The organism is Roseovarius sp. EL26, assembly GCF_900327775.1.
Taxonomy (GTDB): domain Bacteria; phylum Pseudomonadota; class Alphaproteobacteria; order Rhodobacterales; family Rhodobacteraceae; genus Roseovarius.
The window spans coordinates 249,217-274,430 of the sequence record NZ_OUMZ01000005.1; the positions used below are offsets into that span (position 1 = coordinate 249,217).

Annotated in this window: 21 protein-coding genes; 11 read left to right on the forward strand and 10 right to left on the reverse strand. The window is 54.8% G+C overall.

What is annotated here, in order from left to right:
- Positions 1 to 42 precede the first annotated feature (42 nt).
- Together D9A02_RS03095 and D9A02_RS03100 are read left to right on the forward strand one after the other, a co-directional pair.
- On the forward strand, positions 43 to 1,002 hold the full coding sequence (locus D9A02_RS03095; RefSeq protein ID WP_120499505.1) for an L-malyl-CoA/beta-methylmalyl-CoA lyase: 960 nt from the start codon (positions 43 to 45) through the stop codon (positions 1,000 to 1,002).
- A 447-nt stretch (positions 1,003 to 1,449) separates the two neighbouring features.
- A complete protein-coding gene (locus D9A02_RS03100; RefSeq protein WP_120499506.1) occupies positions 1,450 to 2,403 on the forward strand; it encodes a hypothetical protein in 954 nt (317 codons plus the stop codon).
- Between the two features lie 578 nt (positions 2,404 to 2,981).
- Here the strand turns inward: D9A02_RS03100 and rpsO are convergent.
- The gene (gene rpsO / locus D9A02_RS03110; RefSeq protein ID WP_120499508.1) at positions 2,982 to 3,251 is read right to left on the reverse strand and encodes a 30S ribosomal protein S15; all 270 of its coding nucleotides are present in this window, start codon (positions 3,249 to 3,251) and stop codon (positions 2,982 to 2,984) included.
- Between the two features lie 358 nt (positions 3,252 to 3,609).
- Here rpsO and D9A02_RS03115 point away from each other — a divergent pair, with 358 nt between their 5' ends.
- From D9A02_RS03115 to D9A02_RS03130, 4 genes are read left to right on the forward strand one after another with little or no spacing between them, the layout of a single operon-like run.
- Positions 3,610 to 5,712, forward strand: coding sequence for a hydantoinase/oxoprolinase family protein (locus D9A02_RS03115; protein WP_120499509.1), 2,103 nt, complete (start codon positions 3,610 to 3,612; stop codon positions 5,710 to 5,712).
- On the forward strand, positions 5,709 to 7,358 hold the full coding sequence (locus tag D9A02_RS03120) for a hydantoinase B/oxoprolinase family protein (protein ID WP_120499510.1): 1,650 nt from the start codon (positions 5,709 to 5,711) through the stop codon (positions 7,356 to 7,358). Before D9A02_RS03115 ends, D9A02_RS03120 begins: the two co-directional genes overlap by 4 nt.
- Positions 7,355 to 8,422 (forward strand): histidinol-phosphate transaminase, encoded by a 1,068-nt coding sequence (locus tag D9A02_RS03125; RefSeq protein ID WP_120499511.1) that lies wholly within the window; start codon positions 7,355 to 7,357, stop codon positions 8,420 to 8,422. The genes D9A02_RS03120 and D9A02_RS03125 overlap by 4 nt, the downstream gene beginning before the upstream one ends.
- Entirely contained in the window at positions 8,419 to 9,159 is a 741-nt protein-coding gene (locus D9A02_RS03130) for an Asp/Glu racemase (protein WP_120499512.1), read from the forward strand. The genes D9A02_RS03125 and D9A02_RS03130 overlap by 4 nt, the downstream gene beginning before the upstream one ends.
- 6 nt (positions 9,160 to 9,165) lie before the next feature.
- Here D9A02_RS03130 and D9A02_RS03135 read toward each other — a convergent pair whose 3' ends face one another.
- Complete coding sequence (locus tag D9A02_RS03135) at positions 9,166 to 10,131, reverse strand: D-2-hydroxyacid dehydrogenase (RefSeq protein WP_120499513.1); 966 nt, start codon at positions 10,129 to 10,131, stop codon at positions 9,166 to 9,168.
- Positions 10,132 to 10,182: 51 nt separating this feature from the next.
- Positions 10,183 to 11,535, reverse strand: coding sequence for an MmgE/PrpD family protein (locus D9A02_RS03140; protein WP_120499514.1), 1,353 nt, complete (start codon positions 11,533 to 11,535; stop codon positions 10,183 to 10,185).
- 196 nt (positions 11,536 to 11,731) lie between these two features.
- Here D9A02_RS03140 and D9A02_RS03145 point away from each other — a divergent pair, with 196 nt between their 5' ends.
- Entirely contained in the window at positions 11,732 to 12,634 is a 903-nt protein-coding gene (locus tag D9A02_RS03145; RefSeq protein ID WP_120499515.1) for a LysR substrate-binding domain-containing protein, read from the forward strand.
- Between the two features lie 40 nt (positions 12,635 to 12,674).
- On the opposite strand, the gene D9A02_RS03150 is transcribed toward D9A02_RS03145, so the two are convergent.
- From D9A02_RS03150 to D9A02_RS03160, 3 genes are all read right to left on the reverse strand, one after another.
- Complete coding sequence (locus D9A02_RS03150; RefSeq protein WP_120499516.1) at positions 12,675 to 15,086, reverse strand: FAD-dependent oxidoreductase; 2,412 nt, start codon at positions 15,084 to 15,086, stop codon at positions 12,675 to 12,677.
- 88 nt (positions 15,087 to 15,174) lie between these two features.
- The gene (locus D9A02_RS03155; RefSeq protein ID WP_120499517.1) at positions 15,175 to 16,422 is read right to left on the reverse strand and encodes an aminotransferase class V-fold PLP-dependent enzyme; all 1,248 of its coding nucleotides are present in this window, start codon (positions 16,420 to 16,422) and stop codon (positions 15,175 to 15,177) included.
- Between the two features lie 198 nt (positions 16,423 to 16,620).
- Positions 16,621 to 17,679 carry a zinc-ribbon domain-containing protein gene (locus D9A02_RS03160; protein WP_120499518.1) on the reverse strand — a complete coding sequence of 353 codons (1,059 nt, stop codon included), beginning with the start codon at positions 17,677 to 17,679 and terminating at the stop codon, positions 16,621 to 16,623.
- 170 nt (positions 17,680 to 17,849) lie between these two features.
- Between D9A02_RS03160 and D9A02_RS03165 the strand changes: the two genes are divergently transcribed.
- The 4 genes from D9A02_RS03165 to D9A02_RS03180 are packed head-to-tail and all read left to right on the forward strand — an operon-like array spanning position 17,850 to position 20,755.
- Positions 17,850 to 18,527, forward strand: coding sequence for a cell division ATP-binding protein FtsE (locus D9A02_RS03165; RefSeq protein WP_120499519.1), 678 nt, complete (start codon positions 17,850 to 17,852; stop codon positions 18,525 to 18,527).
- Positions 18,524 to 19,429 carry an ABC transporter permease gene (locus tag D9A02_RS03170; RefSeq protein ID WP_120499520.1) on the forward strand — a complete coding sequence of 302 codons (906 nt, stop codon included), beginning with the start codon at positions 18,524 to 18,526 and terminating at the stop codon, positions 19,427 to 19,429. Before D9A02_RS03165 ends, D9A02_RS03170 begins: the two co-directional genes overlap by 4 nt.
- Entirely contained in the window at positions 19,429 to 20,166 is a 738-nt protein-coding gene (locus D9A02_RS03175; protein ID WP_120499521.1) for a 1-acyl-sn-glycerol-3-phosphate acyltransferase, read from the forward strand. Before D9A02_RS03170 ends, D9A02_RS03175 begins: the two co-directional genes overlap by 1 nt.
- On the forward strand, positions 20,153 to 20,755 hold the full coding sequence (locus D9A02_RS03180) for a pyridoxamine 5'-phosphate oxidase family protein (RefSeq protein ID WP_120499522.1): 603 nt from the start codon (positions 20,153 to 20,155) through the stop codon (positions 20,753 to 20,755). The genes D9A02_RS03175 and D9A02_RS03180 overlap by 14 nt, the downstream gene beginning before the upstream one ends.
- Before the next feature lie 60 nt (positions 20,756 to 20,815).
- On the opposite strand, the gene lpdA is transcribed toward D9A02_RS03180, so the two are convergent.
- From lpdA to odhB, 4 genes are all read right to left on the reverse strand, one after another.
- Positions 20,816 to 22,204 (reverse strand): dihydrolipoyl dehydrogenase, encoded by a 1,389-nt coding sequence (lpdA, locus tag D9A02_RS03185; RefSeq protein WP_120499523.1) that lies wholly within the window; start codon positions 22,202 to 22,204, stop codon positions 20,816 to 20,818.
- 120 nt (positions 22,205 to 22,324) lie between these two features.
- Entirely contained in the window at positions 22,325 to 22,735 is a 411-nt protein-coding gene (locus D9A02_RS03190; protein ID WP_120499524.1) for an MAPEG family protein, read from the reverse strand.
- Positions 22,732 to 23,469, reverse strand: coding sequence for a hypothetical protein (locus tag D9A02_RS03195; RefSeq protein WP_120499525.1), 738 nt, complete (start codon positions 23,467 to 23,469; stop codon positions 22,732 to 22,734). Before D9A02_RS03195 ends, D9A02_RS03190 begins: the two co-directional genes overlap by 4 nt.
- A gap of 222 nt (positions 23,470 to 23,691) precedes the next feature.
- Positions 23,692 to 25,212 carry a 2-oxoglutarate dehydrogenase complex dihydrolipoyllysine-residue succinyltransferase gene (gene odhB, locus D9A02_RS03200; RefSeq protein ID WP_120499526.1) on the reverse strand — a complete coding sequence of 507 codons (1,521 nt, stop codon included), beginning with the start codon at positions 25,210 to 25,212 and terminating at the stop codon, positions 23,692 to 23,694.
- Positions 25,213 to 25,214: the final 2 nt, after the last annotated feature.

The window sequence follows — 25,214 nt, forward strand, 5'->3', positions numbered from 1 at the left end:
CCATGAAAATACGCAACTTCATTACTCAAGGGATCGCATGACATGAGCTTCCGTCTTCAGCCGCAGGCACCTGAACGTCCAAACCGTTGCCAACTTTTTGGCCCCGGTTCAAACACCAAGCTTTTTGAGAAAATGGCGGCTTCGGCGGCGGATGTGATTAACATCGATCTCGAAGATTCGGTAGCTCCGACAGACAAAGATGCGGCGCGCGCCAACACGATTGAGGCCATAAATACAATCGACTGGGGCAACAAATACTTGTCCGTGCGGATCAACGGTCTGGACACTGGTTGGTGGTATCGCGACGTTGTTGACCTGATGGAACAGGCCGGTGACCGGATTGATCAGATCATGATCCCCAAGGTGGGTTGCGCGGCAGATGTTTATGCCGTTGATGCATTGGTGACAGCAATTGAAACCGCAAAGGGCCGCACCAAGCCGATCAGTTTCGAAGTGATCATCGAATCGGCAGCAGGTATTGCCCATGTCGAAGAGATTGCAGCGTCTTCACCCCGCCTGCAGGCCATGAGCCTGGGGGCGGCTGATTTTGCCGCATCGATGGGCATGGCCACCACCGGGATCGGCGGCACGCAGGAAAACTATTACATGGTGCGTGACGGCCAGAACTATTGGGGCGATGCATGGCACTGGGCGACGGCCGCAATCGTGGCTGCGTGCCGGACACATGGTGTATTGCCAGTTGATGGCCCATTTGGCGACTTCTCGGATGACGAAGGATTCCGCGCTCAGGCCAAACGTGCTGCGACCATGGGCATGGTGGGAAAATGGGCGATCCATCCGAAACAGATCGCATTGGCGAACGAGGTGTTCACCCCATCGGAGGAAGCCGTGCAGGAAGCCCGCGAAATTTTGCAGGCGATGGCCGACGCCAAGGCGCGCGGCGAAGGGGCGACAGTGTACAAAGGCCGCTTGGTGGACATCGCATCAATCAAACAGGCCGAAGTGATTGTGAAGCAAGCTGAAATGGTTGCCGGTCAATGACCAATAAGCTGCGGCGTTATGCGCCGCAGCATCTGACTGTAGGCGCGAAATAAAAGGGCATGTCCGCAAATCGTGTTCGTCCGGTTTGAGCCCAACCTGTGAATTCAGATTTCTCGCTGCGTTCGCTCGCAGCGCGGTATTTTCCGCGTACGCATCATCTTTTGTACTGCAGCATGGCGTGAAAAGCAGCCATTCGAACCCGATACTGCAAGATCTTATCAGGTAATGAGTGACACGCGGACATATCCAACCTTGGATTTTTGATCCGCCAGAATAGGCCTTCGCTTCAAGTTCGGGGATGGCGAGCCGCCCGGAGGGTCAGAAAGGTAAGTGTCGACTGTATACTGAATGGTGCTGTCCGTTAAGGTTTTTGCTACTACATTGACCGCAAATGCGCGTCCATGCGAACCTCATTCTTGATTGGACAAGGTCTGTTTGGAGATAGCAATGGCGGAAACTAAGGATACTGACAAAATCAGAGAGCACGAACTAGCGCTAAAACGCATCCAAGCAGATCACGAATTGTCACTAAAGAAGGAAGAGATTCGTGGTTCTACCCTGAAAGTATTATTGGGAACTGCGATTGTCGGTGTGGCCGCTTCTCTGTTCCCTTTTCTTCAAGGTTATGCTGAAGCGCATTTTTCTAAGAAAATAGAAGAAACTAAAGCTCAAAGCGCTAGAGATTTAGCAGCAATTCAAGCTGGAAGTGCGCGGGAACTAGCTGATATCCAATCCAAGCTTGATAAGGCACAATTCGACCTTCAACAATCAAAGGAGGATCGATCATATCTCTCGACACTCGCTGAGACTGGAGCGGGAATGGACGCAAACCGCAGGATTGCCATGGCTGAATTCTACTCGTTCCTGGCAACCACCGACGATAGCAAAGCAGATTGGACGGACTTTAGAAAGTATCTATTTGGGCGGCGACAAGACGAACTTGAGACACTGGCAAAAATAGAAACTAATACCTCAAGCAATGATGAAAATACCGATCCTGATGAAACGGAGACTGTTATCTCTTCTGTCATCAGCCCATCAACCACAGCTGACTTTACTCAGAAATCTGCGGAAGAGTTTTTATTTGGTATTAGCGAGAGAACTAGAGCATTCAATGGAGAATACTCGAGGGTAACTTCACAGATTCAGCTTATTTCGGCCCTTCGAGGTATTTGTCCCGAGCCGGACGAACGCGGCTTCTTAGATAGGAGGACGGTTTTGTGCTTAACTGAAGCTTTAAATCTGTCTCCACGTCAGCTCTTGGAGTATTTCGAGTATTTTGAAGGGCAAGACAGGCTCGAAGTCGCTCTTCGAGACGGACGTACACTAATGCCATTGAGGCCAACCGATGTAGAAAATTGGTCGCCGGATCGAAAATTCTTTAACATCATTCAAAACTAAATGCTTAGGGTCAGGACACATTGGTTTCGAGGGTGTGTGTGTTTCACGGTTCGAAAAACGAGAGGTTCAACATGTTTGATCTTTACTGACTGGCTGATGTGCAGATGGTATGACTCGAGTTCTATTTCCAAAGAATCATTAAAAAACAATAGATTAATGATGGCGAAAGTGTGGTTTGGGATTTGACCCCAAACACAGATTTGAATGGTCGAAAACATGAAATCTGCTGCGCTGCCGCAAAACCCACGCCGCATCTGAGAATGTATGCTGCGTTGGCAATAGCCGCGCGTGCGCGAGGCGGATTTGTCCGCTCTTCGATTATAGCGCTAGGCGGCAGCGAATGGTCGGTTTGAAATTAACCTGTCAACTCGGGTTTCAATGGCTGGTATGATGAAAATAGCTGCAATGCTGAAAAGATGACACTGCGGGTGCGAGGAAATGCTGCATGAGCATTGGATGCGTGGGCAAAAGGCAGGAAAGTCCGCATAGCTGACCCGCACGGTCTGTGGACCAACAAAAAGAAAACCGCGCCACGGTGGGACCCGGACGCGGTTTCTTTGAATTTAGGTGCGCGCTGATTAACGGCGGATACCGAGGCGTGCGATCAGGTCTTTGTAACGCTGCTCTTCTTTACCTTTGAGGTAGTCCAGAAGCTTACGACGTTGCGCAACCATCATCAAAAGGCCACGACGACCATGGTTGTCTTTTTTGTGAGTTTTGAAGTGCTCGGTCAGGGTGGTGATGCGTGATGTCAGGATGGCAACCTGTACTTCAGGTGAACCGGTGTCGCCTTCTTTGGTGGCGAACTCTTTCATGACGCGTGCTTTATCTTCAGCAGTAATCGACATCGGGGTCTCCTTATATCAAGGGGTGAAGGGCACAAGCCGGGATGTCGTCCAGCAGGGTCCTATGGAGATATCCACCAGATTCTCTGGCAGATGCGCGCGTATAGGCGAATTTTTCCCTGATGGGAAGGGAAATCACAAATGGGGCATCGCCAATTGCGCCGTGGTCCATACAGGCAAGCATTTGTCGTTTTCATGCTTGCGTCATGTCTTTTTGCGCGGCATCAATTTGGCATGACAGCTTTGATTATTCCGTCTCGCATGGATCGCCGTGCCACCAGATCAGATCTCGTGACCTGACCGCCTGTCCTTTTGTTGAAGAGGACCTGCGCGCAACACGACGATTTGATTGGAATAGGAAATGACGGCTTCCACGAATTTACGCCTCGCGATTGATATTGGCGGCACCTTTACAGACACGGTTCTGGTTGAGGGTCACGACAATATTATAGCGTCAACCAAAACACTGACCACGCATCAGAACCCGGCAGATGGGGCGATGGAGGGCGCGGGACGTGTCATGGCGCAGACCGGTCGCCGTTTAGATCAGGTGACCGGGTTTATTCATGGCACTACGCTGGCCACGAATGCGCTGATCGAAAAGCGCGGAGCAACGGTTGCCACGGTCACGACCGAAGGGTTTCGCGATATTCTGGAAATCGCTTACGAGCGCCGTTATCTGCAATATGACATCAATCTGGAAAAGCCTGACTATCTGGTGCCACGTGAACGTTGCTTGACGATCCGCGAACGGATGTCGGCCGAGGGCAACGTGCTGATTGAGATGACGGACGAAGCGATTGATACATTGATTGCTCAAATCGATGAAACAGGGGTCAGTGCGGTGGCCATCTGCCTATTGCATTCCTATGTCAACGCAGCACATGAGCACCGCTTGCGCGAGATTCTGGCTGAACAACGCCCTGACCTGATCGTATCGATCTCATCCGAAGTGAGCCCTGAGGCGCGCGAGTTTGATCGGCTCTGCACCACAGTCGCCAACGCCTATATCCAGCCGCTGATGGAAAGCTATCTCTCGCGATTCCGCGCGCGGTTTGCAGATGAGGGCGTAAGCTGTCCTATTCTGATGATGACCGCAGGGGGTGGTATGTGCACGATTGAAACTGCAGCGCGTTTCCCGATCCGCTTGGTGGAAAGTGGTCCGGCGGGTGGTGCTATTCTGGCGGCGCGCATCGCAGCAAGGGCGGGAATTGATGAAGTGGTGTCATTTGACGTTGGCGGTACCACGGCCAAGCTGTGTTTGATTGATAATGCCCGGCCGCAAACCTCGCGCCAGTTTGAAATTGCCCGCGCAGCGCGATTTGTCAAAGGTTCAGGCATGCCCGCGCGTATTCCGGTGATCGAGATGATCGAAATCGGTGCCGGAGGGGGATCGATTGCTGGGATCGATCGCTTGGGACGTCTGACTGTCGGGCCCAAATCTGCTGGTTCTGAACCGGGGCCTGTCGCGTTTATGCGCGGAGGAGAAGACCCGACCGTCACAGACAGTGACATCGCCCTTGGCTATATCGTGCCTGAGACTTTTGCCGAGGGGCACATCCCGCTAGACACTGAGGCGTCAGCAGAGGCGCTCAAACGTGTGATTGGCACAAAACTGGATCTGGATGCCGTTGGGTCAGCTGATGGTGTTAGCCGCATTGTCGATGAAAGCATGGCCAGCGCAGGTCGGATGCACGCGGTTGAATCAGGTAAAGATCTGAGCCAACGGGTGATGATCGCTTTTGGCGGAAACGGTCCACTACATGCCAGCCGTGTGGCGCGTTCTGCCGGGGTGCAGACCATAGTTATCCCGCCTAATCCGGGAGTGGGATCAGCGGTGGGGTTCCTGTTTGCGCCTGTGTCGTTTGAGATTGTGCGCTCGCGTTATACGCTGTTGGGTGAGATGGACGTGGCGAACATCAATGACCTTTTTGACGGTATGATCAATGAGGCCAGTGATGTGGTGCGACAAGGAGCAGGAAGTGCAGAGACTGAAACGGAGCGCACAGCTTTCATGCGTTACAACGGACAAGGTCACGAGATTGAGATCACATTGTCAGATCGGGCTTTGACGGCGGATGATGTTGCCCCATTGACCGCCGCCTTTGAAGAAGAATATGGCAAGCAGTTTTCTCGCCCGGTGCCCGGCATGAAAATTGAAATCCTGAACTGGGCAGTGCGCGTTGCTACTAAGGAGGGGGATGTGCCGGACATGCCACCCGCGCCTGCGCGCAATACAATCTCTGCACAAGAAACCCGATCGATCACTTGTGATGTGGATGGTGCGCTAAAGCAGGCGGGGTTTGTGGCCCGAGGGGATCTTCAGCCGGGGGATCACATTCGTGGTCCGGCCCTGATCACCGAGCCGCAGACAACCACACTCGTTTCGGCTGATTTCTCGGCCCATGTGGATGCGATTGGAAACCTTGTTTTGGTAAAGGACCAGAAAGGAGCGGCACAATGACTGATCTTTCCCCCGCCCGTCTGCAAGTAATGTGGAACCGGCTGTTGGCCGTGGTTGAGGAACAGGGGCAAACCCTGATCCGTGCAGCCTTTTCGCCGATTGTGAGAGAATGCGGTGATATCTCTGCTGGGATTTTTGATGCTGATGGTCGGATGCTGGCGCAGGCTGTGACTGGCACGCCGGGGCATATCAACACCATGGCCGAAGCGGTCCAGCACCTGCGGGCTGCTTTCCCGGTGCAAATGATGAAGCCAGGTGACATTTACATGACCAATGACCCGTGGCTGGCCTCGGGGCACTTGAATGACTTCTTATTGATGATGCCTGCGTTCAAGGATGGCAGAGTGGTAGGCTTTACCTCATGCACTTCGCACCTTGTCGATCTGGGCGGGCAGGGGATGGGGCCGGAAGGATCGGACATCTATGACGAGGGTTTGTTGATCCCACCATGCAAGCTGGTTGAGGAAGGACAACCCAATGCCCTGTTGTTGGACATCATCCGCGCCAATTCACGCGAACCCATTGCCAATGAGGGCGACATCTATGCGCTGATCGCCTGCTGCGAAGCGGGGGTGACGCGCTTGCTGCACATGATGGAGGAGTTCCAGCTGGATGATCTGGAAGCGTTGGGGAGTTATATCATCGACACCTCACGCCGCGGCACGATTGAAGCAATCAAAGAGGTGCCAGAAGGTGTTTACAAGAACGTTCTGCGTATGGACGGCTATGAGAATGAGCTGGAACTGCACGCTAAACTGACCGTGACCAGCGACAGCATGCATGTGGATTTTAGTGGCACGTCTGGCTGTTCCTCCAAAGGTATAAATGTGCCGTTGAACTATGCCACCGCATATACCGTTTTTGCCCTGCGTTGCATCGTTGGATCGGACATCCCTAACAATGCAGGATCGCTTGCGCCGTTCACCGTTGATGGGCCCAAGGGGTGCATCCTGAACGCACAGCGCCCGGCACCGGTGGCGATGCGTCATACCTTGGGGCAGGTGACACCTGATCTGGTACTGGGTTGCCTGCATCAGGCTTTGCCTGATGAGGTGCCCGCGGAGGGTGCATCTTGCATGTTTGATCTGCCCATGCGCCATGCACCCGAAGTGGCACGTGAAGGTGGGCGAGAGTTTGCGATTGAACCCGTTCATAACGGTGGCACTGGGGCGCGACCGCATTCAGACGGTTTATCAGCCACGGCCTATCCGTCGGGCGTGTTTGGCTCTCAGGTGGAAATTACCGAGGCGGTTGCGCCGGTGATCATGTGGCGCCGCGAATTGCGCCCAGACTCGGGTGGGGCTGGCAAATATCGCGGAGGGTTAGGACAGCGGATCGAAATGACGGCCTCGAATGATGCGCCGTTCATCGTCTTCCTCTCTGTTGAACGCTTGAAATTCCCTGCATTGGGTCGGATGGGCGGGCAGGCAGGAGCACCGGGGCGCATCCGCTTCCGTGATGGCGGCGCGGATATTCCGGGCAAGGGCGAATTGCGCGTTGAAGGTGGCGATTATCTGATTTTCGAAACCCCGGGCGGCGGTGGCTTTGGCCCGGTGGCGGAGCGCGATCCGGATGCTTTAACGCTAGACCTCAAGCGCGGCTTGGTGACCAAGGAAGGCGCAAAAGCCTATGAGGGGGCGTCATGATCCGCCCGGTGCCCCACGTTGCCGGCATGGCCGCCTATGCGCTGGCTGATCTTGGTGATCCAGGCACCATTTCGCTGGCTCAGAACGAAAGTGCCTTTCCTTCCAGCCCACGGGCCATTTTGGCCGGACAAAAGGCGCTGGATCAGATGCCGCTCTATCCGGATCCGGAGTGGCCTGAGATGCGCGCCGCGGTCTCGGAAGTGCACGGATTGGCCCCACAGAACATTCTCTGCGGAGCCGGGTCTATGGAGCTGATCGGCTGCCTGATCCGAGCCTATGCCGGGGCAGGGGATCGAGTACTTGGGACCGACTACGGCTACGCCTATGTGGCGTCGGCGACGGCGCAGGTGCAGGCCGATTATGTCAAAGCACGTGAGATCGATCTGGCGGTGTCTGTCGATGACATTTTGTCAGCGGTTACAACGGATACAAAGATCGTTTTCGTCTGCAATCCGGGCAATCCGACGGGAACCATGATCGCAAATTCTGAACTCATTCGGTTGCGCGAGAATTTGTCCGGCGACGTGTTGTTGGTCGTTGACCAAGCCTATGCGGAGTTCTCTGACGCGGTTGAACACCCAAAAGCAATATTCGATCTGGTCGCGCGCGGCGATACGGTGGTGATGCGGACTTTGTCTAAGGCTTACGGACTGGCCGGTGCGCGCGCGGGATGGGGATATTTCCCAACAGAAATCGCGCACGAGGTTCGCAAGCTGTTGAACCCCAACAATATCTCAATCTCGTCGCAAGCTATGGCGGCGGCTGCACTGCGGGATCAGGCCCATATGCAGAAAGTCGTGCAGCGGACGGCGGTGATTAGAGATACCTTCTCGGAGAATTGTCGAGAGCTGGGTTTGACCGTTCCCAAAAGCCACACCAATTTCGCGCTGTTGGGATTTGAAAGTGTGGAACAGGCGCAACAGGCAGATGCCGCCTTGCGTGCAAGCAAATTGTTGATGCGGGGCATGGGGGGCTATGGTCTGTCGGACTGCCTGCGCGCCACCATTTGCGGTGAGGATATTATGCAGCGCTGTGTAACAGTGTTGAGGGAGGTTTTGTCATGACATATGAGACACGCACACGGGCAAAGATCGGCGTTCTGGTGCCCTTTACAAATACCAATCTGGAACCTGACATGATGCTGATGCGCCCGCCTAACACAACCGTGCATTTTCAGCGCATGGGTGGCTATGATGTGGATGAGATCCCTGGGTCTGATCAGATGGCGGGCCTTGGTGCATCCGATATCTCGAATGACCTGCGGATGATTTCCGGCGTGCGACCGGATATGGTGCTTTATGGTTGTACATCGGCCACGTTGACCCACGGCCCATCCTTTGATGCGGATCTGGCAGAGAAAATCAAAGCTGGATCCAGTGCAAAATCGTTAACAGCTGCAGGATCTTTAGTGGCCGCTTTGAAGGCACTGAACGTGAGCAAAGTTGGGTTTTCTTCGCCCTATGTCGGTGAGGTGAACGAGCAGGCAGAAGATTTTCTTGGGCAAAACGGGATCAATGTCGTCATACGTGCGGACGTCGGACGTGCGTTAGGGAATTATGGACAGGGTGAATTGACCCCGGACGAAGTCTATAACCTTGCGCTGCAGGCTGATGATCCGGATGCTGAGGCGATTGTCCTGAGTTGCACTGATATGCGCTCGGTTGAGGCGGTGGAACGCATTGAGGCCACATTGGACAAGCCAGTTGTTACCTCAAATCAGGCGATGATGTTCTGCCTCATGCAGGCGCTGGGCTTGCCGCGCCACGATGGTTTGCCGGGTCGGTTGTTTGATCTGCTATAAGGCAGGTCAGTACCCGCGTTTGGGGTTGACGATGTTGGTGAGGTCTTCGCCTTTGCGATACCGCATCAGGTTTTCGGAAAACATTTCGACCGACTTCAGGTCCCAACCATCGTAAACCGATGAGCAATGTGGCGTGATAATCACGTTGTCCAAACCCCAGAGCTTGTGATCCGATGGCAAGGGCTCCGCCATAAAGACGTCCAGCGCAGCCCCCTTAATCCGGTCTTGGTCAAGGGCGTCGATAAGTGATCCCTCGTCAATCACGCCACCGCGTGACACATCCACGATTACGGCAGTGTCTTTCATAATTGCAAAGGCATCCGGCCCAACGATTCCGCGCGTGCTGTCCAGAAGCGGTACGCAGGTCACAATGAAATCGGCTTGCCCCCACAAGTTTGGAAGATCATCCATCCCGCAGACGCGATCAACATTGGGTGTGGCCTTTGGGTGGGCGCGCACCCCGATGGTGTGCATATCCATGGCTTTGCAACGCGCGGCAACTGCCTGACCTGTTTTACCCAATCCGATGATCAGGACGCTTTTGCCATCGATAGGCTCAACCTTGCCTGAAACCCATTCTCGGCGGGCCTGTGCCGCCTGAAATCCGGGCAAGCCGAGACTGAAGTGCAACATGCCGCCAAGCGCATATTGTGCCATCATATCGGCAGCGACACCGGCGGCATTGGTGATAGTTTGTATCTCAGGGTTCCAAGGAATCAAGTGGTCAACGCCAGAACCCCCGACCGAAATCCATTTGACGCTGGACGCATCTATCAAGGCCTGCCGTGGGAACGTTGGCGTGCCATTAAAACGGGCAGAAAATATCACCTCTGCTTGTGTTTTCTCGACCAGATTCGGTAAGCCTTCGTAGCTAGCACAACAATGAATCTCTAGATCGCCGTGCTGACGGTGCAAAATGGCATGTGCCGGTTCCGGGTTATCGGTATGCAAGATCACGATGGGGGATTTCATTGGATATCCTTCAAAAATATGAGGTCACAATCATGGAACAGTACCGTTGTTTCAAGAGCCAGGTGGATCATACAAGTGCTGTCCTAGATCAGAAAAGCGGCTGTCCGGTTGCATTAGGGCAAAGCAGGCATCACGGATGGCTTCGGCACGGGTTTGGCCCACCGTAGGCGTGGCAAATTCCATGAATTTCCCTACAACTTCCTCATGGCTCATCGGGCTCTCGGGCCCGCCTCGGGCATGCACATCGCTCGAGGCCAATGTCTGCCCGTTGATAAGCGTGACTTCGACATCCGAATAACGGTACTGCGGGAAACGCTCGCTATGAATCTGCGCTTCAGAAACGGTGATCTTGCCAAGAAAGCCAGCAACAGAGGTGTCATTCAATCCATCGCCAGTGATGTGTTCAACACCGATTCGACCATAGAGCGCCATGGTCGCCACGGCGAAGGGCAGGGAATATTGCGCTGAAGAGGTGTCATTCGGCATGCTTTGAAACAGACAGGCTGCCTCGTTGAATGTGTTGACTTGCAGGCTGGCGATGTCATCTGCTGTGATCTTGTGCTCCAACATCAGTGCGCGCACCGCGTCAATCGCGGCATGTGCCCAGCGGCAAACAGGGTAGGGTTTGACGTATTGATGCTCCATCTGCCAGAACTGGCCCAGATCCGCCCAATGTTGTGCGACGCGGTCTTCCTCAATCGTAATCGCCGGGGCACCGGTAAATCCCATTTCCGCCAGAACGGCCGAGGACATGCCCACCATAGCCCCCCAGCCAGATCCATCATGCAGCATGGTCGGATTGGCAATCTCGCGCATCATTTGACTGCGCGGGCCATGGTATTCGGCGATCCCCATGGATTGCCGGAGCTGCTCTGGTGTTTGCCCGCGTAAACGCGCCGCCATGGCTGCCACCCCCAAGGCGTTCCACGCGCCGGATGTGTGATAATCGCTGACGGTGTCATGCAATGAAATGCCGGCACGCCCGGCAACCTCATAGCCGACAGTGATGGTTGCTAGCGCTTCGGGGCCGGAAAAGTCAGGCACTGTTTCCGCCAAGGCCGCCAGTGCCGGGATAACTACAACGCCAATATGCCCCTTGCTTGGGTTATAACCATCATGCCCATCAAGGTTGTCGGTCTGCGTGGCCGCCGCATAGGCGGCACCCGCCATGCTGACGCGCCGACCGTCAAACATCATCCGGGCAGAGATGTCGGGATCGCCTGCACCGTATAATGCCGCCGCCGTTTCACGCCCGATCCGGCCTGCCTCCATCGGGCCAGAGGCAATGGTGATGCCGAGTGTGTCCAACAACATCAAAGCAGCGGCTTCCCGAGTTGATTGCGGGATGTCTTGAGGGTCGAGTTTCAGAGAAAAGGCGGCGACCTTATCGAAGGTATTTGTCATGTTAGGGCCTGTTGGTGAAGAAGATCGCGAGGTGTCGCCTTTTACCGTAAAGCGAAACAACGCAGTGTGGCGCGAAAATTAATCTGGGTCTTTGGGGGAATATTTTTTGCAAAGGTGGTCACGAAGGTGTTTAGCTCGCAGAATGAAGTTGCGATAAGAACTGCGGCGAGACAATAAGACGGAATTACATTGCCCAATGATGAACCTTCCACATCTGTCCTTTCTGCGCTCTTTTGAGGCGGCGGCCCGGCATTTGAGTTTTACCAGCGCTGCGGATGAGCTGAACTGTACGCAATCAGCGGTAAGTAACCACGTCAGATCCTTGGAGAAACACTTGGGCCGCCCGCTGTTTGTGCGGCACCCGCAATCGCTGTCTTTAACAGATCTTGGAACGGCGTATCTGCCGTCCGTCCGGCAGGCATTGGTGCAGATAGATATGGCGACGCAATCTCTAATGACCCAGACGGTCAAGCGTGAGGTGGTGCTATCATGCCCGGTGACCTTAGCGGGCAGTTGGTTGCCCAATGTTCTGGACGGGTTTCATCAGGCACATCCGGATGTTGAACTGACGGTCCATGGTACGATCTGGGATGATGTGGCCGAGCGGGTCTCGGACATTTCTATCACGGTTTGTCACGACAGCGAGGCCGCGCCGCAACTGCGAAAGCTGTGGGCGGATCAGCTCACTTTGGTCTGTGCGCCCGACTTCGAGGTAGAGGGGGTGCCGCTAACCAAGCCAGGTCAATTACCCGATGCGGATCTGATCCATATTCTGGGCCGCCCGGCGTATTGGAAATTAATCTCTACTCAGTTCGATCTGATTGAGTTGGAAACTCGCAGGGGTGCCAAAACCAACTCATCAAATCTTGCGCTTGAATTGGCGGCGAACGGTCTTGGCTGTGCTGTGTTGCCGCGTTCGCTTGTCTTGACACAGATCAAGCGTGGGTTGCTGATCGAGCCTTTTGATTTGGACATCAAAAGCCCGTGGAATTATTACCTGAACGTCGCTGAGACCCACCCATCGCAAGCCGTGCGCCGCTGTCTAGATTGGCTGATGTCAAAAGCGGAGGATATGCAGGGAAAGCTGGATCGAAAATAAACTGGCGGATGCCCCATAGGGCACCCGCTTTTGGTGAGGATCAGGCGCGCAGGCGTACACCTTTGGCATCAAAAGGTGGCTCGTGCAGGATACGGGCCTTATGAGGGATGCCCAAGATCATCACTTCAACCTCATCCCCGGCTTTGGCTACATTGGGATTGGAATAACCAAGCGCCAGTGACTTGCCGACTGAATAGCCGTAAGAGCCCGAGGTCACGCGGCCAACCGATGCACCATCTGCGGTAAAGATTGGCTCGCCGCCTGTGGCATCAGCATCATGGGTGATGTCGATCTCATAGGTGACAAGAACCTCGCGTGGGGCGTTATCTTTGATCGCCAGATAGGAATCCTTGTTGAGAAATTCCTTGTCCAGCTTGATCAACCCGTCAAGACCAACCTCTTGTGGCCAGTACTCTGGGCTGTATTCGCGACCCCAGGAACCATAGCCCTTCTCAATCCGCAAGCTGCCCAATGCACGCCCGCCGACAGGGCCACCGTCCATCGACTTCGCGGCCTCAATCAGGGCCGTGTAGAGCGCAACCTGGTCTTCTTGTGCACAGTGCACTTCCCAACCCAAATCACCGGTAAAGCTGACGCGGATGGCCAAACAGTCGATCCCAGCCACTGTGATGGTCTGCGACCGCATGAAACGGAAGGTTTCGTTTGTCAGATCGGCATTGGTCAGGCGCTGTAACATATCGCGGGCTTTAGGACCTGCTACGTTATAGCCGGTGATGCGGTTAGTGGCGTTCTCAAACGTTGTGCCTTCGGGCAGTTCAATCATGTTGAAGAACCGTTGGTGATAACGTTCGGCCATGCCAGAACCGACCATCATGTATTCATCGTCGGCCACTTTGGTGATGGTGAAATCACCAGCAATGCCGCCACGCACACCGATCATCGGGGTCAGGCAAGACCGACCGATTTCAGTTGGAATACGGTTGGCCATCAACTGATCCAACCAGCTGTGCGCGCCGGGACCTTTGATCACGTAGTTGGCAAAGTTCGAAATGTCGATCACGCCAACATGTTCGCGCAGCATCTTGGCCTCACGCTCGACACTGTTCCACCAAGGCTGACGGGTAAACCCGGCTGTGTCTGGCGTGTTTGCATCGAAATACAACGGATGTTCCCACCCGGCGTTCAAGCCAAACACACCGCCCATTTCTTTTTGCATGGCGTAAGCCGGGCGCATCCGGGCAGGGCGACCCGCAGGGCGTTCTTCATTGGGGAAGTGAATGGCAAAGCGGTGCGTGTATTGATCTTCGACCTTGGCCTTGGTGAAGGCCTTGTCCGCCCAGTCACCAAAGCGTGCCAGATCCCATGCAAACATGTCGTATTGCGGCTCACCTTCGATGATCCATTGCGCCGTCATCAGGCCCAGACCGCCGGATTGCGAGAAACCGGGGATGATGCCACCACAGACGAAGTAGTTCTTGAGCTCAGGCACGGGACCCCAGATCGCATTGGCGTCTGGTGACCAAATCATTGGGCCGTTGATGACGCGCTTGACGCCAGCGGTGGCTGCGGCAGGGACACGTTCTGTCGCGCGGATCACGTTGTCCATGATCCGGTCCAGATCATCGGGGAACAGTTCATGGGCAAAGTCCAGAGGCGTGCCGTTTTCAGCCCAGAACTTCATGTCTTTTTCATAGGCACCGATCAGCAGGCCGTTGCCTTCTTGTCGGAAATAATACTCGCCATCGCGGTCGGCGATGGAGGGTAGACGACGCCCCAGTTGTTCGACCTCATCAATGGTCTCGGTCACAAAATACTGGTGCTCGGTTGGCTGCAGTGGCAGTTCAATTCCGGCCAATGCGGCAACCTCGCGCCCCCACAGACCAGCGGCGTTGATCACCCATTGCGTATGAATGTCACCTTTTTCGGTCTGCACGATCCAGCTGCCATCAGGCTGCTGCTCTGTGCCGATCACTGGGCAAAAGCGTTCAATCGTGGCACCTAACTGACGTGCACCAGTGGCATAAGCCATTGTTACACCTGATGGATCCACGTTGCCGCCATCAGGTTCATACATAATGCAACGCACGTCATCGAACTGCGCCAGAGGGTGCAGTTCTTTTGCCTGCTCTTTGCTAACCTCGTGGAAGTTCAGGCCATAGAATTTCGCCTTAGCTTCTTGCAGGCGCAGCTGGTGTTCGCGCGCTTCAGTCTGCGCAAGATAGAGCGAACCGGGCTGAAACACGCCACAGCCTTGACCGGTTTCTTTTTCCAGCTCTTTGTAGAGGTTCATCGTATAGTGCTGGATGCGGGTGATATTGTTGTTGTCATGCAGGCCGTGAATGTTGGCCGCCGCATGCCATGTCGAGCCCGATGTCAATTCATCGCGCTCAATCAATACGGAATCGGTCCAGCCGAGTTTGGCCAGATGGTACAGGATTGAACAGCCGGCCAATCCGCCGCCGATAACAACTGCCTGTGCATGGGTTTTCATTGATCGTGTCCTTGGGTTTCCGGGGGTGCCCCGTGAGTGGTTTTGTATAGTTTGAATCAGTAGGTGCAGCCGCAGGTGCGACCTGCAGTTATCCGTGCAGCTCTTTGACGGTGGCGAGGAATTTAGCCACCTCTTCGATACTGTTGTAATGGCACATCGACACGCGAATGCAGCTGTCCATGCCAAGCGGTGTCAGGATGTTGCCAGAATAGTGGTCGGCCTTGCGTACATGGGTGCGGATGCCTGCCGTATTCAATTTTTCGACAACGTCTACGGATGGCATGGTTTCCAAACGGAAAGACACCAAACCTTCGCGGGCTGGATTGTCGATGCCACCCAAAATGGTGACGTTTGCCATTTCAGCCAGACCGGGCAGATTGCCGGTGCCATGCAGCATTGCATCTGTCAGGGCCTTTTCTTGTGCATGAATCGCTTCACCTGCTGCGATGAATTTTTCCCGGCGATCCGTGCTTTCAGTAACTTGACTACCCAACCATTCCAGATAATCGGAGACATCGCTCAATGTGGCATAGCTGCCAGTGTCGCGTGTGCCCATTTCCCAGTTGTCTGCGGGGCCATCGATCAGGCTGTTGTGGGGTAATTTGGTCAGCCGGTCAGAGATCCACGCCAGCCCATAGCCATGGCGCGAGAACATCTTGTAGGGCGAGATGACATAGCCATCGACGTCATAAGCGGTCAGATCTATCCGACCATGAGCCGCGTGTTGAATGCCATCGACAATAATAAAACACTCGGGCGCGACTTTGCGGATCTCGGTAGCAATTGCCGCCAGATCAACCCCCATGCCCGTGACTGGTGAGGTGTGCACGATAGTTGCTACAACCGTATCTTTACTAACCGAGGCGGCATAGGCTGCAGGTTCAATGGTACCAGTGGCGTCGTCATGCGAAATTAGAACATGATGCTGGCCGGCAACGCGCGCCCATCGGTCACAGGCAGAGCGTGTTGCGGGGTGTTCCAGCGTTGACCCCAGAACAGTGCCGTCGCGATCAGTCCCAAGGCAGGCATTCATAATCAGGCGAAACAACAGTTCAGTGCCGCTTTCGCCAATAAAGAATTGCCCGCCGGGCGCGTTCATCATTGCGCGCATATCATTCTTGGCTTTTTCAATGACGCGCACTAATTCCTGACTACCAGTATTGGCGCGGCCCTGATTGTCAGGAATGGCGGCATAGTGCGTCGAGGTCTGTGCAACGGATTTGAGCGTTAGCGATCCGCCGGCATTTTCGAAGAAAACTCTAGTCGCTTGTTGGGGGCAAGATTCAATGTGGGCGAAATGGTTTCGAATTTCATTTAGGAGGTCTTGGGTGATCATCGTAGGGCGTCCAATAGCGAAGGTGACCAGTTTGGCATCAAGCTATGCATTTCTGCTGACGAGGGCACGCAAAGAAAACCGGGGCTGAGGCTTCGAAAATATGGCGCGATATTATTCTGTCAAATTGGGAGAAATCCCCCAATCCAAGGAATTGGAGGGCGCTGGTTTTTGATGGGGTTTGAAACGATCAGCGCAGCTTTATTCAGACGCCGGCTGCGACATATGAGACAACCAGTCTTTCAGGCTGCTGAACTGTTCCGCAAGCTGGAGCCGACCCGCATTGACCATATCCACATAAGATGCAAGCGGGCCCTCTAAGGACGGAATGCTCTGGCTAATATCGTGCGCTGTAAGGTAAATCACTGTGGCCGTGATGAAAATCAAAACAGCAAGAAGAAACCCGGTTCGGAAACCTCGTGCGTTCTGCTCTGAGGATGCCGCTGATTGGGCTGAAGGCGATGCAAGTCCTTCCTCTCCCCCCAAAGAAGAGCTGATTTCTTCGATGTCAGGCAACAGGTCGCGGCGTGCAGGGGCGTCTTGCTTTTCTGATGGCGCTTCCGGTTGGCCACGCATCGGGCCAATGCGGTCGCGGGTTTGTTCCTTAGAAGCTTCGGCGGGGGCTTGTTCCAGACCTAAATCAGCCTGTACTTCCAGTCCACCACTGACCTCTTGTTCGCGGGCACTTTGCTCTCGCGCTGCCTCTTCTCTGAGAATGCGGGCAATCGAAGCGTCTAATTCACGGGCCGGGATGCGCGGCTGAGGTGGCTCAGAGGATTCAGACACTTCTTCCGCGTCGTTATCAGTCGCTTCTTCAATGTCGTCTATGTTGGGGCGGTCATAAGGCGGGTCTTTGGTTTCAAGATCCTCAACATCCTCAACGGGGTCTGACGGCACAGTGGCTTCTTGAACTTCGCTCTGTACGGGCTCTAGAATTTCTTGTGCGCTCTCGGAGGGATCATTCGGGGTGAGGTCAGGAGTTTCCTCCTCCGTAGTGCTTAAATCTTCGGAGCTATCCAGAGTTTCGTCCACCGTCGCAGAAGGCTCAGATTCGATTTTGGCGGCGTCAGCCTCTAACTCCGAATCAACCCGCGCAAAATGTGCCTGGAGCGATTCTTGTTCTGTGGGCTCGGCTTGTCCGGGAGGTGGTTGATACCATGTATCGCCACAATTTGAGCATTGCACGTCTCGCCCTGCCTCAGGAATGACCTCAGCAGGGATTTCATATTGAGCGCCGCAGTTTGGGCAAGTCAGCCGCATAATCACACCAATTCTTGCCGCCTGTAATGTGTTCTGTGCATCAGAAGTTATCTAAATCATAAGCGTAATTCTGCCTCTGGAAAAGGTCAAAGCAAAACACGCCTGTAATCGTTGCACAAATGTGTCTGGTCAGGCATTTAGTGAGAACAAGCATAGAGGGCTGCGTTGTTGTGATCGAGCTGGAAAATATCGCCTATAATTATGGTGGCGGTGAATTGCTGAGCGATGTTTCGCTCGAGCTTTCGCCGGGGGCATTTTATTTCCTGACCGGACCGTCCGGGGCAGGCAAGACGACCCTGATGAAGCTATGCTATGGCGCGTTGATGCCCACCGCAGGTCAGCTGAAACTGTTCGGCCAAGAGCGCCGAACAATGGAGCGCGATGATATCGCACAGGCACGTCGTCGTATTGGAGTTGTCCATCAAGATTGCCAATTTCTCAATCATTTGAGTGTATCAGACAACATTGCCCTGCCCCTGATGGTGTCAGACCGGGATCTGCTGGCCGAGGCCATCAACCTGAAAGAGTTGACCAATTGGGTTGGCCTATCTTCTCGGGCACAGGCTTTTCCGCCTGAGCTTTCGGGTGGCGAGCGTCAGCGTGCGGCTTTGGCACGGGCGTTGATCATGTCGCCGGATGTGGTGCTGGCAGACGAACCCACCGGCAATGTTGACTGGGAGATGTCCCAGCGGTTGTTGCGGCTACTGGTCGAGCTGAATCGCATGGGGAAAACCATCGTGATTGCGACCCATGATCTGAGCCTGATTCGGGCCGCAAAGTCACAGGTGCAAGCGCGTGTGCTGCGTATTTCCAACCGACGGGTGCAGCTTGCGGGGGCGGATCTATGAAAATAGACTTTTCCAAAGTTACTGAATTTATGTCTGGTGATACGCAGGCGGACAAGGTTGTCCCGCCGACGGGATATACCGCTTGGTTGACGTTGTTCAGCTCCGGAGCGATGGCATTTCTGGCCGTCTTCGTGCTGTCATTCTCCTTTGCAACCGGCAAGCTGGCTGATCATTGGGGGGCAGAGCTGTCGCGCAGCTCAACCATCAAAATCTCAGCGCCGCAGGGTCAGTTGGATAATCAGACAAAGGCCGTTCTCAAGGTTCTCGAAACGACTCCGGGGGTGGCCCGCGCCCGCGCGCTGAGCGATGATGAGCAGCGCGCATTGCTCGAGCCATGGTTCGGCCCGAATGTGCCGGTGGATGCCCTGCCGATCCCGCGTTTGATTGAGGTGATCGAGGATCGAGCCGGATTTGATGCCGATGGCCTGCGACTACGCCTGAACGCCGAGGCCCCCGGCGCGACGTTGGATGATCATACCAGATGGCGGCAACCGCTGATTACGGCAGCTAAGCGGCTGAGGTTCTTTGGCTGGATGTCACTGCTTTTGATCGCAGCCACAACCGGGGCTATTATTACGTTGGCAGCTAACGCCGCACTGGCGGCCAACAAGCAGGTGATTGATGTTTTGCGTCTGGTCGGTGCGCGCGATGGTTATATAGTTAATGCCTTTGTGCGCCGGTTTACGCTTCGGGCTATGACTGGATCTGCCGTTGGCATGATCTTGGCTAGTATTGCTATCTTGCTATTGCCAGCCGCTCAGACCGAAGGTGGTTTTCTAACGGACCTGGGTTTTACGGGGACACAGTGGTTGTGGCCTTTGTTGGTGCCATCGCTAGCGGCCACTGTGGCCTTTGCCGCAACGCGTTTTGCCGCGTCTAAAATACTAAGAGAGACACCGTAATGTATGCAATCCAATGGCTGCGATCCCTGATTTTTGTTGCCCAAATCTATGTCATGATGGCGGTCCTAGGGGTCCTCTTTTTCCCGTGGGCCTTGATCAGCCGACGCGGTGCTTTGGCAGGGTGTAAATCGTGGTGCTGGTGGGTTCGTTGGACAGCCAGCTGGATGGTTGGCTTAAAAACAGAGGTGCGCGGCAGCCCGCCGACGGGTGAAGTTGTGATTGCTGCCAAACACCAATCTTTCTTGGATATTATTTTGATTTTTGCCAGCGTTCCATCGGGCAAGTTCATTATGAAACGCGAGCTGTTGTGGGCCCCGTTTTTGGGCCAATATGGCCTGCGGCTCGGCTGTGTGCCAGTTAACCGTGGCAAGCGCAGTGCGGCGATTAAAAAGATGGTGGCGGATGTCGCCAAAGGCAAACAACACCCCGGCCAACTGATAATCTATCCGCAGGGTACACGGATCGCGCCCGGTGCGAAGGTGCCCTATAAGGTTGGGACCGGCGTGCTCTATGATGAGCTCAAGCAAGACTGTGTGCCGGTGGCCGCGAATGTGGGGCTCTATTGGCCGCGCAAGGGGATCATGCGCAAACCCGGCGTGGCGGTGGTCGAGTTTCTGCCAACGATCAAAGCCGGACTTGGCCGGAAAGAATTCATGGTGAAGCTGGAACAAGAAGTGGAAACAGCATCAGATGCGCTGATGCGCGAAGCGGGATTTGATCCAGATGCAGTGGATTGATGATCTTGCAAGTCTAGAGGCGCTCTATGGCCGCCCCGGCACGCCTGCGTTGCGAAAGGTAGCCACGCAACTAACGCCGCTCTACCGCAAATGGATCATGGCGTCGCGCTTTTGTGTGCTGACAACGGTGGGCCCGGATGGGACCGATGGCAGCCCGCGTGGCGATGACGGTCCAGTGGTGGCCGAGCTGGATGCACAAACCCTGGCGATGCCGGACTGGCGCGGCAATAACCGTTTGGATTCGTTGCGCAATATCGTGGCGGACGGGCGCGTGTCATTGATGTTTATGGTGCCCGGCTCTAACACGATTGTGCGTCTCAATGGACAGGCGAGACTGACGCAGGATCCCGACCTGCGCGCGCGATTTAAACACAAGGGGCGTCTGCCTGCGACTGTGATCGTGATCCGAATTGGCGAGATTTACACCCAATGCGCCCGCGCCCCGATGCGGGCGGGGCTCTGGTCGCGTGATGATAGTGGTGGGTTACCGACTGTCGGTGAAATTTTGGCAGAACAAACCGATGGCGAAGAAGGTGGTGTCGCTTATGACGCGGAATGGGGGCCAAGGGCTGCCAAAACGATGTGGTAGAGCGAAGCACAAAAATGCATAAATTTGATAAGGCCGGGCTTTTGACCCGGCCTTTTTGTTTTAAGCGTGGATTGCGCCGTCGCCGCAGGCGAGGGCGGCTTCGCGCACGGCCTCAGAATATGTTGGGTGGGCGTGGCAAGTCAGGGCCAGATCCTCGGCGGATGCGCCGAATTCCATGGCAACACAGATCTCGTGGATTAGATCACCCGCTGCGGGGCCGATGATGTGCGCGCCAAGGATACGATCGGTTTCCTTGTCTGCGATCAGTTTGACAAACCCTTCGCCCGCAAACACGGCCTTGGCACGGCCATTACCCATGAACGAAAACTTGCCAACCTTATAGGCACGGCCTTGTTCTTTCAGGGATTCTTCGGTTTCACCAACGCTGGAGACCTCGGGGTGGGTGTAGATAACACCGGGGATGACGTTGTAATTCACGTGACCATGCTTGCCCGCAATCTGTGCGGCGGCGGCCATGCCTTCGTCTTCGGCTTTGTGGGCCAGCATCGGGCCTTCGATGGCGTCGCCGATGGCATAGACGCCGGGAATGTTGGTCTGCCATTGCGCGTTGGTTTTGATCTGGCCGCGTTCGGTCATTTCGACACCAAGCTCTGCTAGCCCCAGCCCATCGGTGAAGGGTTTGCGACCGGTGGCGACCAGAACGGTATCGGCTTCAAGCATGCCTTCTTTGTCGTTTTTACGCAGCTTATAATGCACTTTGGCCTTTGTTTTACTGGCTTCAACCTTTTGAACAGCTGCGCCCATGACGAACTTCATGCCTTGTTTTTTCAGCATGCGTTGCACGGTTTTCTGAACCTCGCCGTCCATGCCGGGCGTGACGGCATCGAGGAATTCGACCACGGTCACTTCGGCCCCCAGACGCGCGTAAACTGAGCCCAGTTCGAGGCCGATTACGCCTGCGCCAATGACGACCATTTTCTTCGGGATCTTGTTCAGTTCCAGTGCGCCGGTTGAGGTCACAACAACCTTTTCATCAACTTCAACACCAGGCAAAGATGACGGCACGGATCCGGATGCGATGATGATGTTTTTGGCCTCGTGGACCTCATCACCGACTTTGACTTTGCCCGCTTCGGGGATGGAACCCCAGCCGTTGAGCCAGTCTATCTTGTTCTTTTTGAACAGAAATTCTATGCCCTTGGTGTTTTGATCAATGACGCCATCTTTGTAGCCGAGCATCTCTTTCCAATCGACCGAGGGGGATTTTCCCTTGAGGCCCATCTTGGTGAAATTATGCTCTGCCTCGTGCAACATGTGCGAGGCGTGCAACAGGGCCTTGGACGGAATGCAGCCAACGTTCAGGCAGGTGCCGCCAAGGGTTTCACGCCCTTCAACACAGGCGGTTTTCAGGCCCAGTTGGGCACAGCGGATTGCGGCGACATAGCCGCCCGGGCCTGCACCGATTACGATGACGTCATAGTTTGCCATTTAGGTCTCCTGTCGGGTCTGATTTGTGTACAGGCTGTACAGGCTGTACGCGGATTATGTACGCAATTGTTACCCGAGGTGTCGGGAATGTACAAATCGGTCTTTGGGGATGGGGCAGGGTCAGACCACTGCAGCAAGTAACATTAACGTGGTGGCCCCAAACCCGACGAGCCAGATTACCGAGCGCCAAGGGCGCAGGCCGAGGTAATAGGCCGGAATGTAAAGCACGCGTGCGGCGAGGTAAGCAAACGCTAAGAAAGCCGTGTAAGATGTGGACTGATCCGAAAGCGTGATCACCACACAAGCGATGGAAAAGAGAATGAGCCCTTCGAAGTGATTGTTCATCGCCCGGTAAAGACGCGCGGTTTTATCGCTGAGCTGATCCTCGAGACTGCCACCCAGTTTGGAGCGATCCCGCGCCGAGGTGGTTTTACCCGGCCCCAGTTCCAGATTGGCGGGGACAGACATCAGGAGGAACTGGATGACCTGCAAGAGCGCGGCGAGGGTGAGGGCGGTGAGTTCAGGGGTCACTCGTCGCTCTTTTCCATGGAAACATCGGTTGGGCCGGATAGCAACAGCTGCTCTACGTGCTCCAATCGAGCAACCTCTTCGGCAGCATTTATTTCCACACCCAATTGGGCAGTGATTTCGCCAATTGTTTCTAATGCATCTGGTGCCTCTGCAAGAAACGTTGTCGTGCCCAATATTATTGCGCCTACCGTCGCGAATATTTTTAATGAACCTGATTTTGAAATCTCTTTTGAATTCAGTTCACGCTCAAATGAATTAAGTAATTCCAGTAACTTTTCACGTTTATCTTCCTCCATTGAGATTTGTACAACGCTGCTGCGTAAACTCTGCAATTTTGGATGAATATTGATGAGCGTTGTATTGGAAATTTTCAAGACATCATCGGCGGGGATGTTGTTAACTTTTCCACGACTTCTAAGTGATGATTTAAAGCGCTCGGTAGCTAGTTGCTCGCGAATTACGCGTGCCGAACTCTTTAATATATAACCAATTTCTTTTAAATTCGTTTCCTCAACCGGTTGTACTGGCAGTGCAATTTCAAGAGAAAGTTCGTTTGCTGCTATTCGTAAGGCCAATATGAAATCCGAAAAAGCCTGAAGTTTAACTACGTCAACATTAGATCGTAGTTTTTCTCCGAAAAATTGTTCTCCGGCATCAAATATAGATAGCCATGCCTCCCGTGGCTCCTCTGATAAGATTTCTGAGCTTATGGAATCTAGAAATTTGTCTAACATATTTTACTCACGTTGGTGAATCTGAGATTACAGCTTGCCACAATTGCTTTGGTTCTACCTGCCATGAGGCGATGCTCTCGGATTTTTATTCACTTTATGCGGGAATGTGTTGGGATGTGAAGGTTTTAGGCGAATAAAGATTGTATCGGCAAAAGAAAAAGGTGGGCTGAAAGCCCACCCTACGGGATGTTCGGTAGGGTGGGTTTTCAACCCACCATTCCTTTACAGATCCATCAAGAGACGACGTGGGTCCTCGAGCGCGTCCTTGACGCGGACAAGGAAGGTCACGGCACCTTTGCCGTCGACGATGCGGTGGTCGTAGCTGAGGGCCAGATACATCATCGGGCGGGCGACAATCTCGCCGTTCACCACCATTGGGCGTTGCTGGATCTTGTGCATGCCCAGGATGCCCGACTGTGGCGGGTTCAGGATGGGCGAGGACATCAATGATCCGTAGACGCCACCGTTTGAGATAGTGAAGGTGCCGCCCTGCATTTCCGCCATCGAGAGCTTGCCGTCACGGGCGCGGGCGCCTTTTTCGGCGATGGCCTTTTCGATGTCAGCGAATGACATCTGATCGGTGTCGCGGATCACCGGAACAACCAGACCTGTGGGTGTGCCAGCGGCGATGCCCATGTGGACGAAGTTTTTATAGACGATGTCGGTGCCGTCTATTTCGGCGTTAACCTCGGGCACTTCTTTCAGGGCATGACAGCAGGCCTTGGTAAAGAACGACATAAAGCCAAGTTTGACGCCGTGTTTCTTGAGGAAGGCATCTTTGTATTCACTGCGCAGCGCCATCACCTCGGTCATGTCGACCTCGTTATAGGTGGTGAGCATGGCGGCGGTGTTTTGGCTTTCCTTAAGACGCCGCGCGATGGTTTGGCGGAGCTTGGTCATGCGCACGCGTTCTTCGCGGTTGGCATCACCGGCAGCAGATGGGGCACGTGGCGCGGCGGCCGCTGGGGCTGGTGCCGGCGCAGCAGCGGGGGCTGCAGTTGCACCCGCAGCGGCGGCGCGGGCGACATCGTCTTTCATGATACGACCATCGCGCCCGGTGCCTTGCACCTGATCGGGGCTGAGGCCGCCTTCGGCCATGGCGACATTTGCGGATGGCGCATTTTCGATGTCTTTGCTGGTGCTGGCAGCAGCTGGCGCTGCTGTGGCCGCGGCAGCTGCAGCGGGGGCTGCGGCACCACCCGAGGAGGATAGTGTGGCCAGTTTGCCATTGGCCTGAACCGTTGCGCCCTCAGCCGCGACAATCTCAGACAGGACACCAGCGGCAGGGGCAGGTACCTCAACTGAGACCTTGTCGGTTTCCAGCTCGCAGAGCATTTCATCGGCTGCGACGGCATCGCCGACCTTTTTGAACCATGTGGCAACGGTCGCCTCGGTCACAGACTCGCCCAGTGTGGGGACCATGACATCGACGCTGTCACCCCCGCCTGAAGCGGCGGGTGCGGCAGCAGCTGGAGCCGCGGCAGCAGGGGCCGGGGCGGCACCTTCGCCTTCGTTGATCATCGCCAGCAGGGCATCAACACCAACGGTTGCGCCTTCGGCGGCGACAATCTCGCCCATGGTGCCAGAGGCGGGGGCGGGCACTTCGACGGTGACCTTGTCGGTTTCCAGCTCGCAGAGCATTTCATCGGTTGCAACGGCGTCGCCGGGTTTCTTAAACCATGTGGCGACGGTCGCCTCGGTTACGGATTCGCCCAGGGTGGGTACGCGGACTTCTACTGGCATCT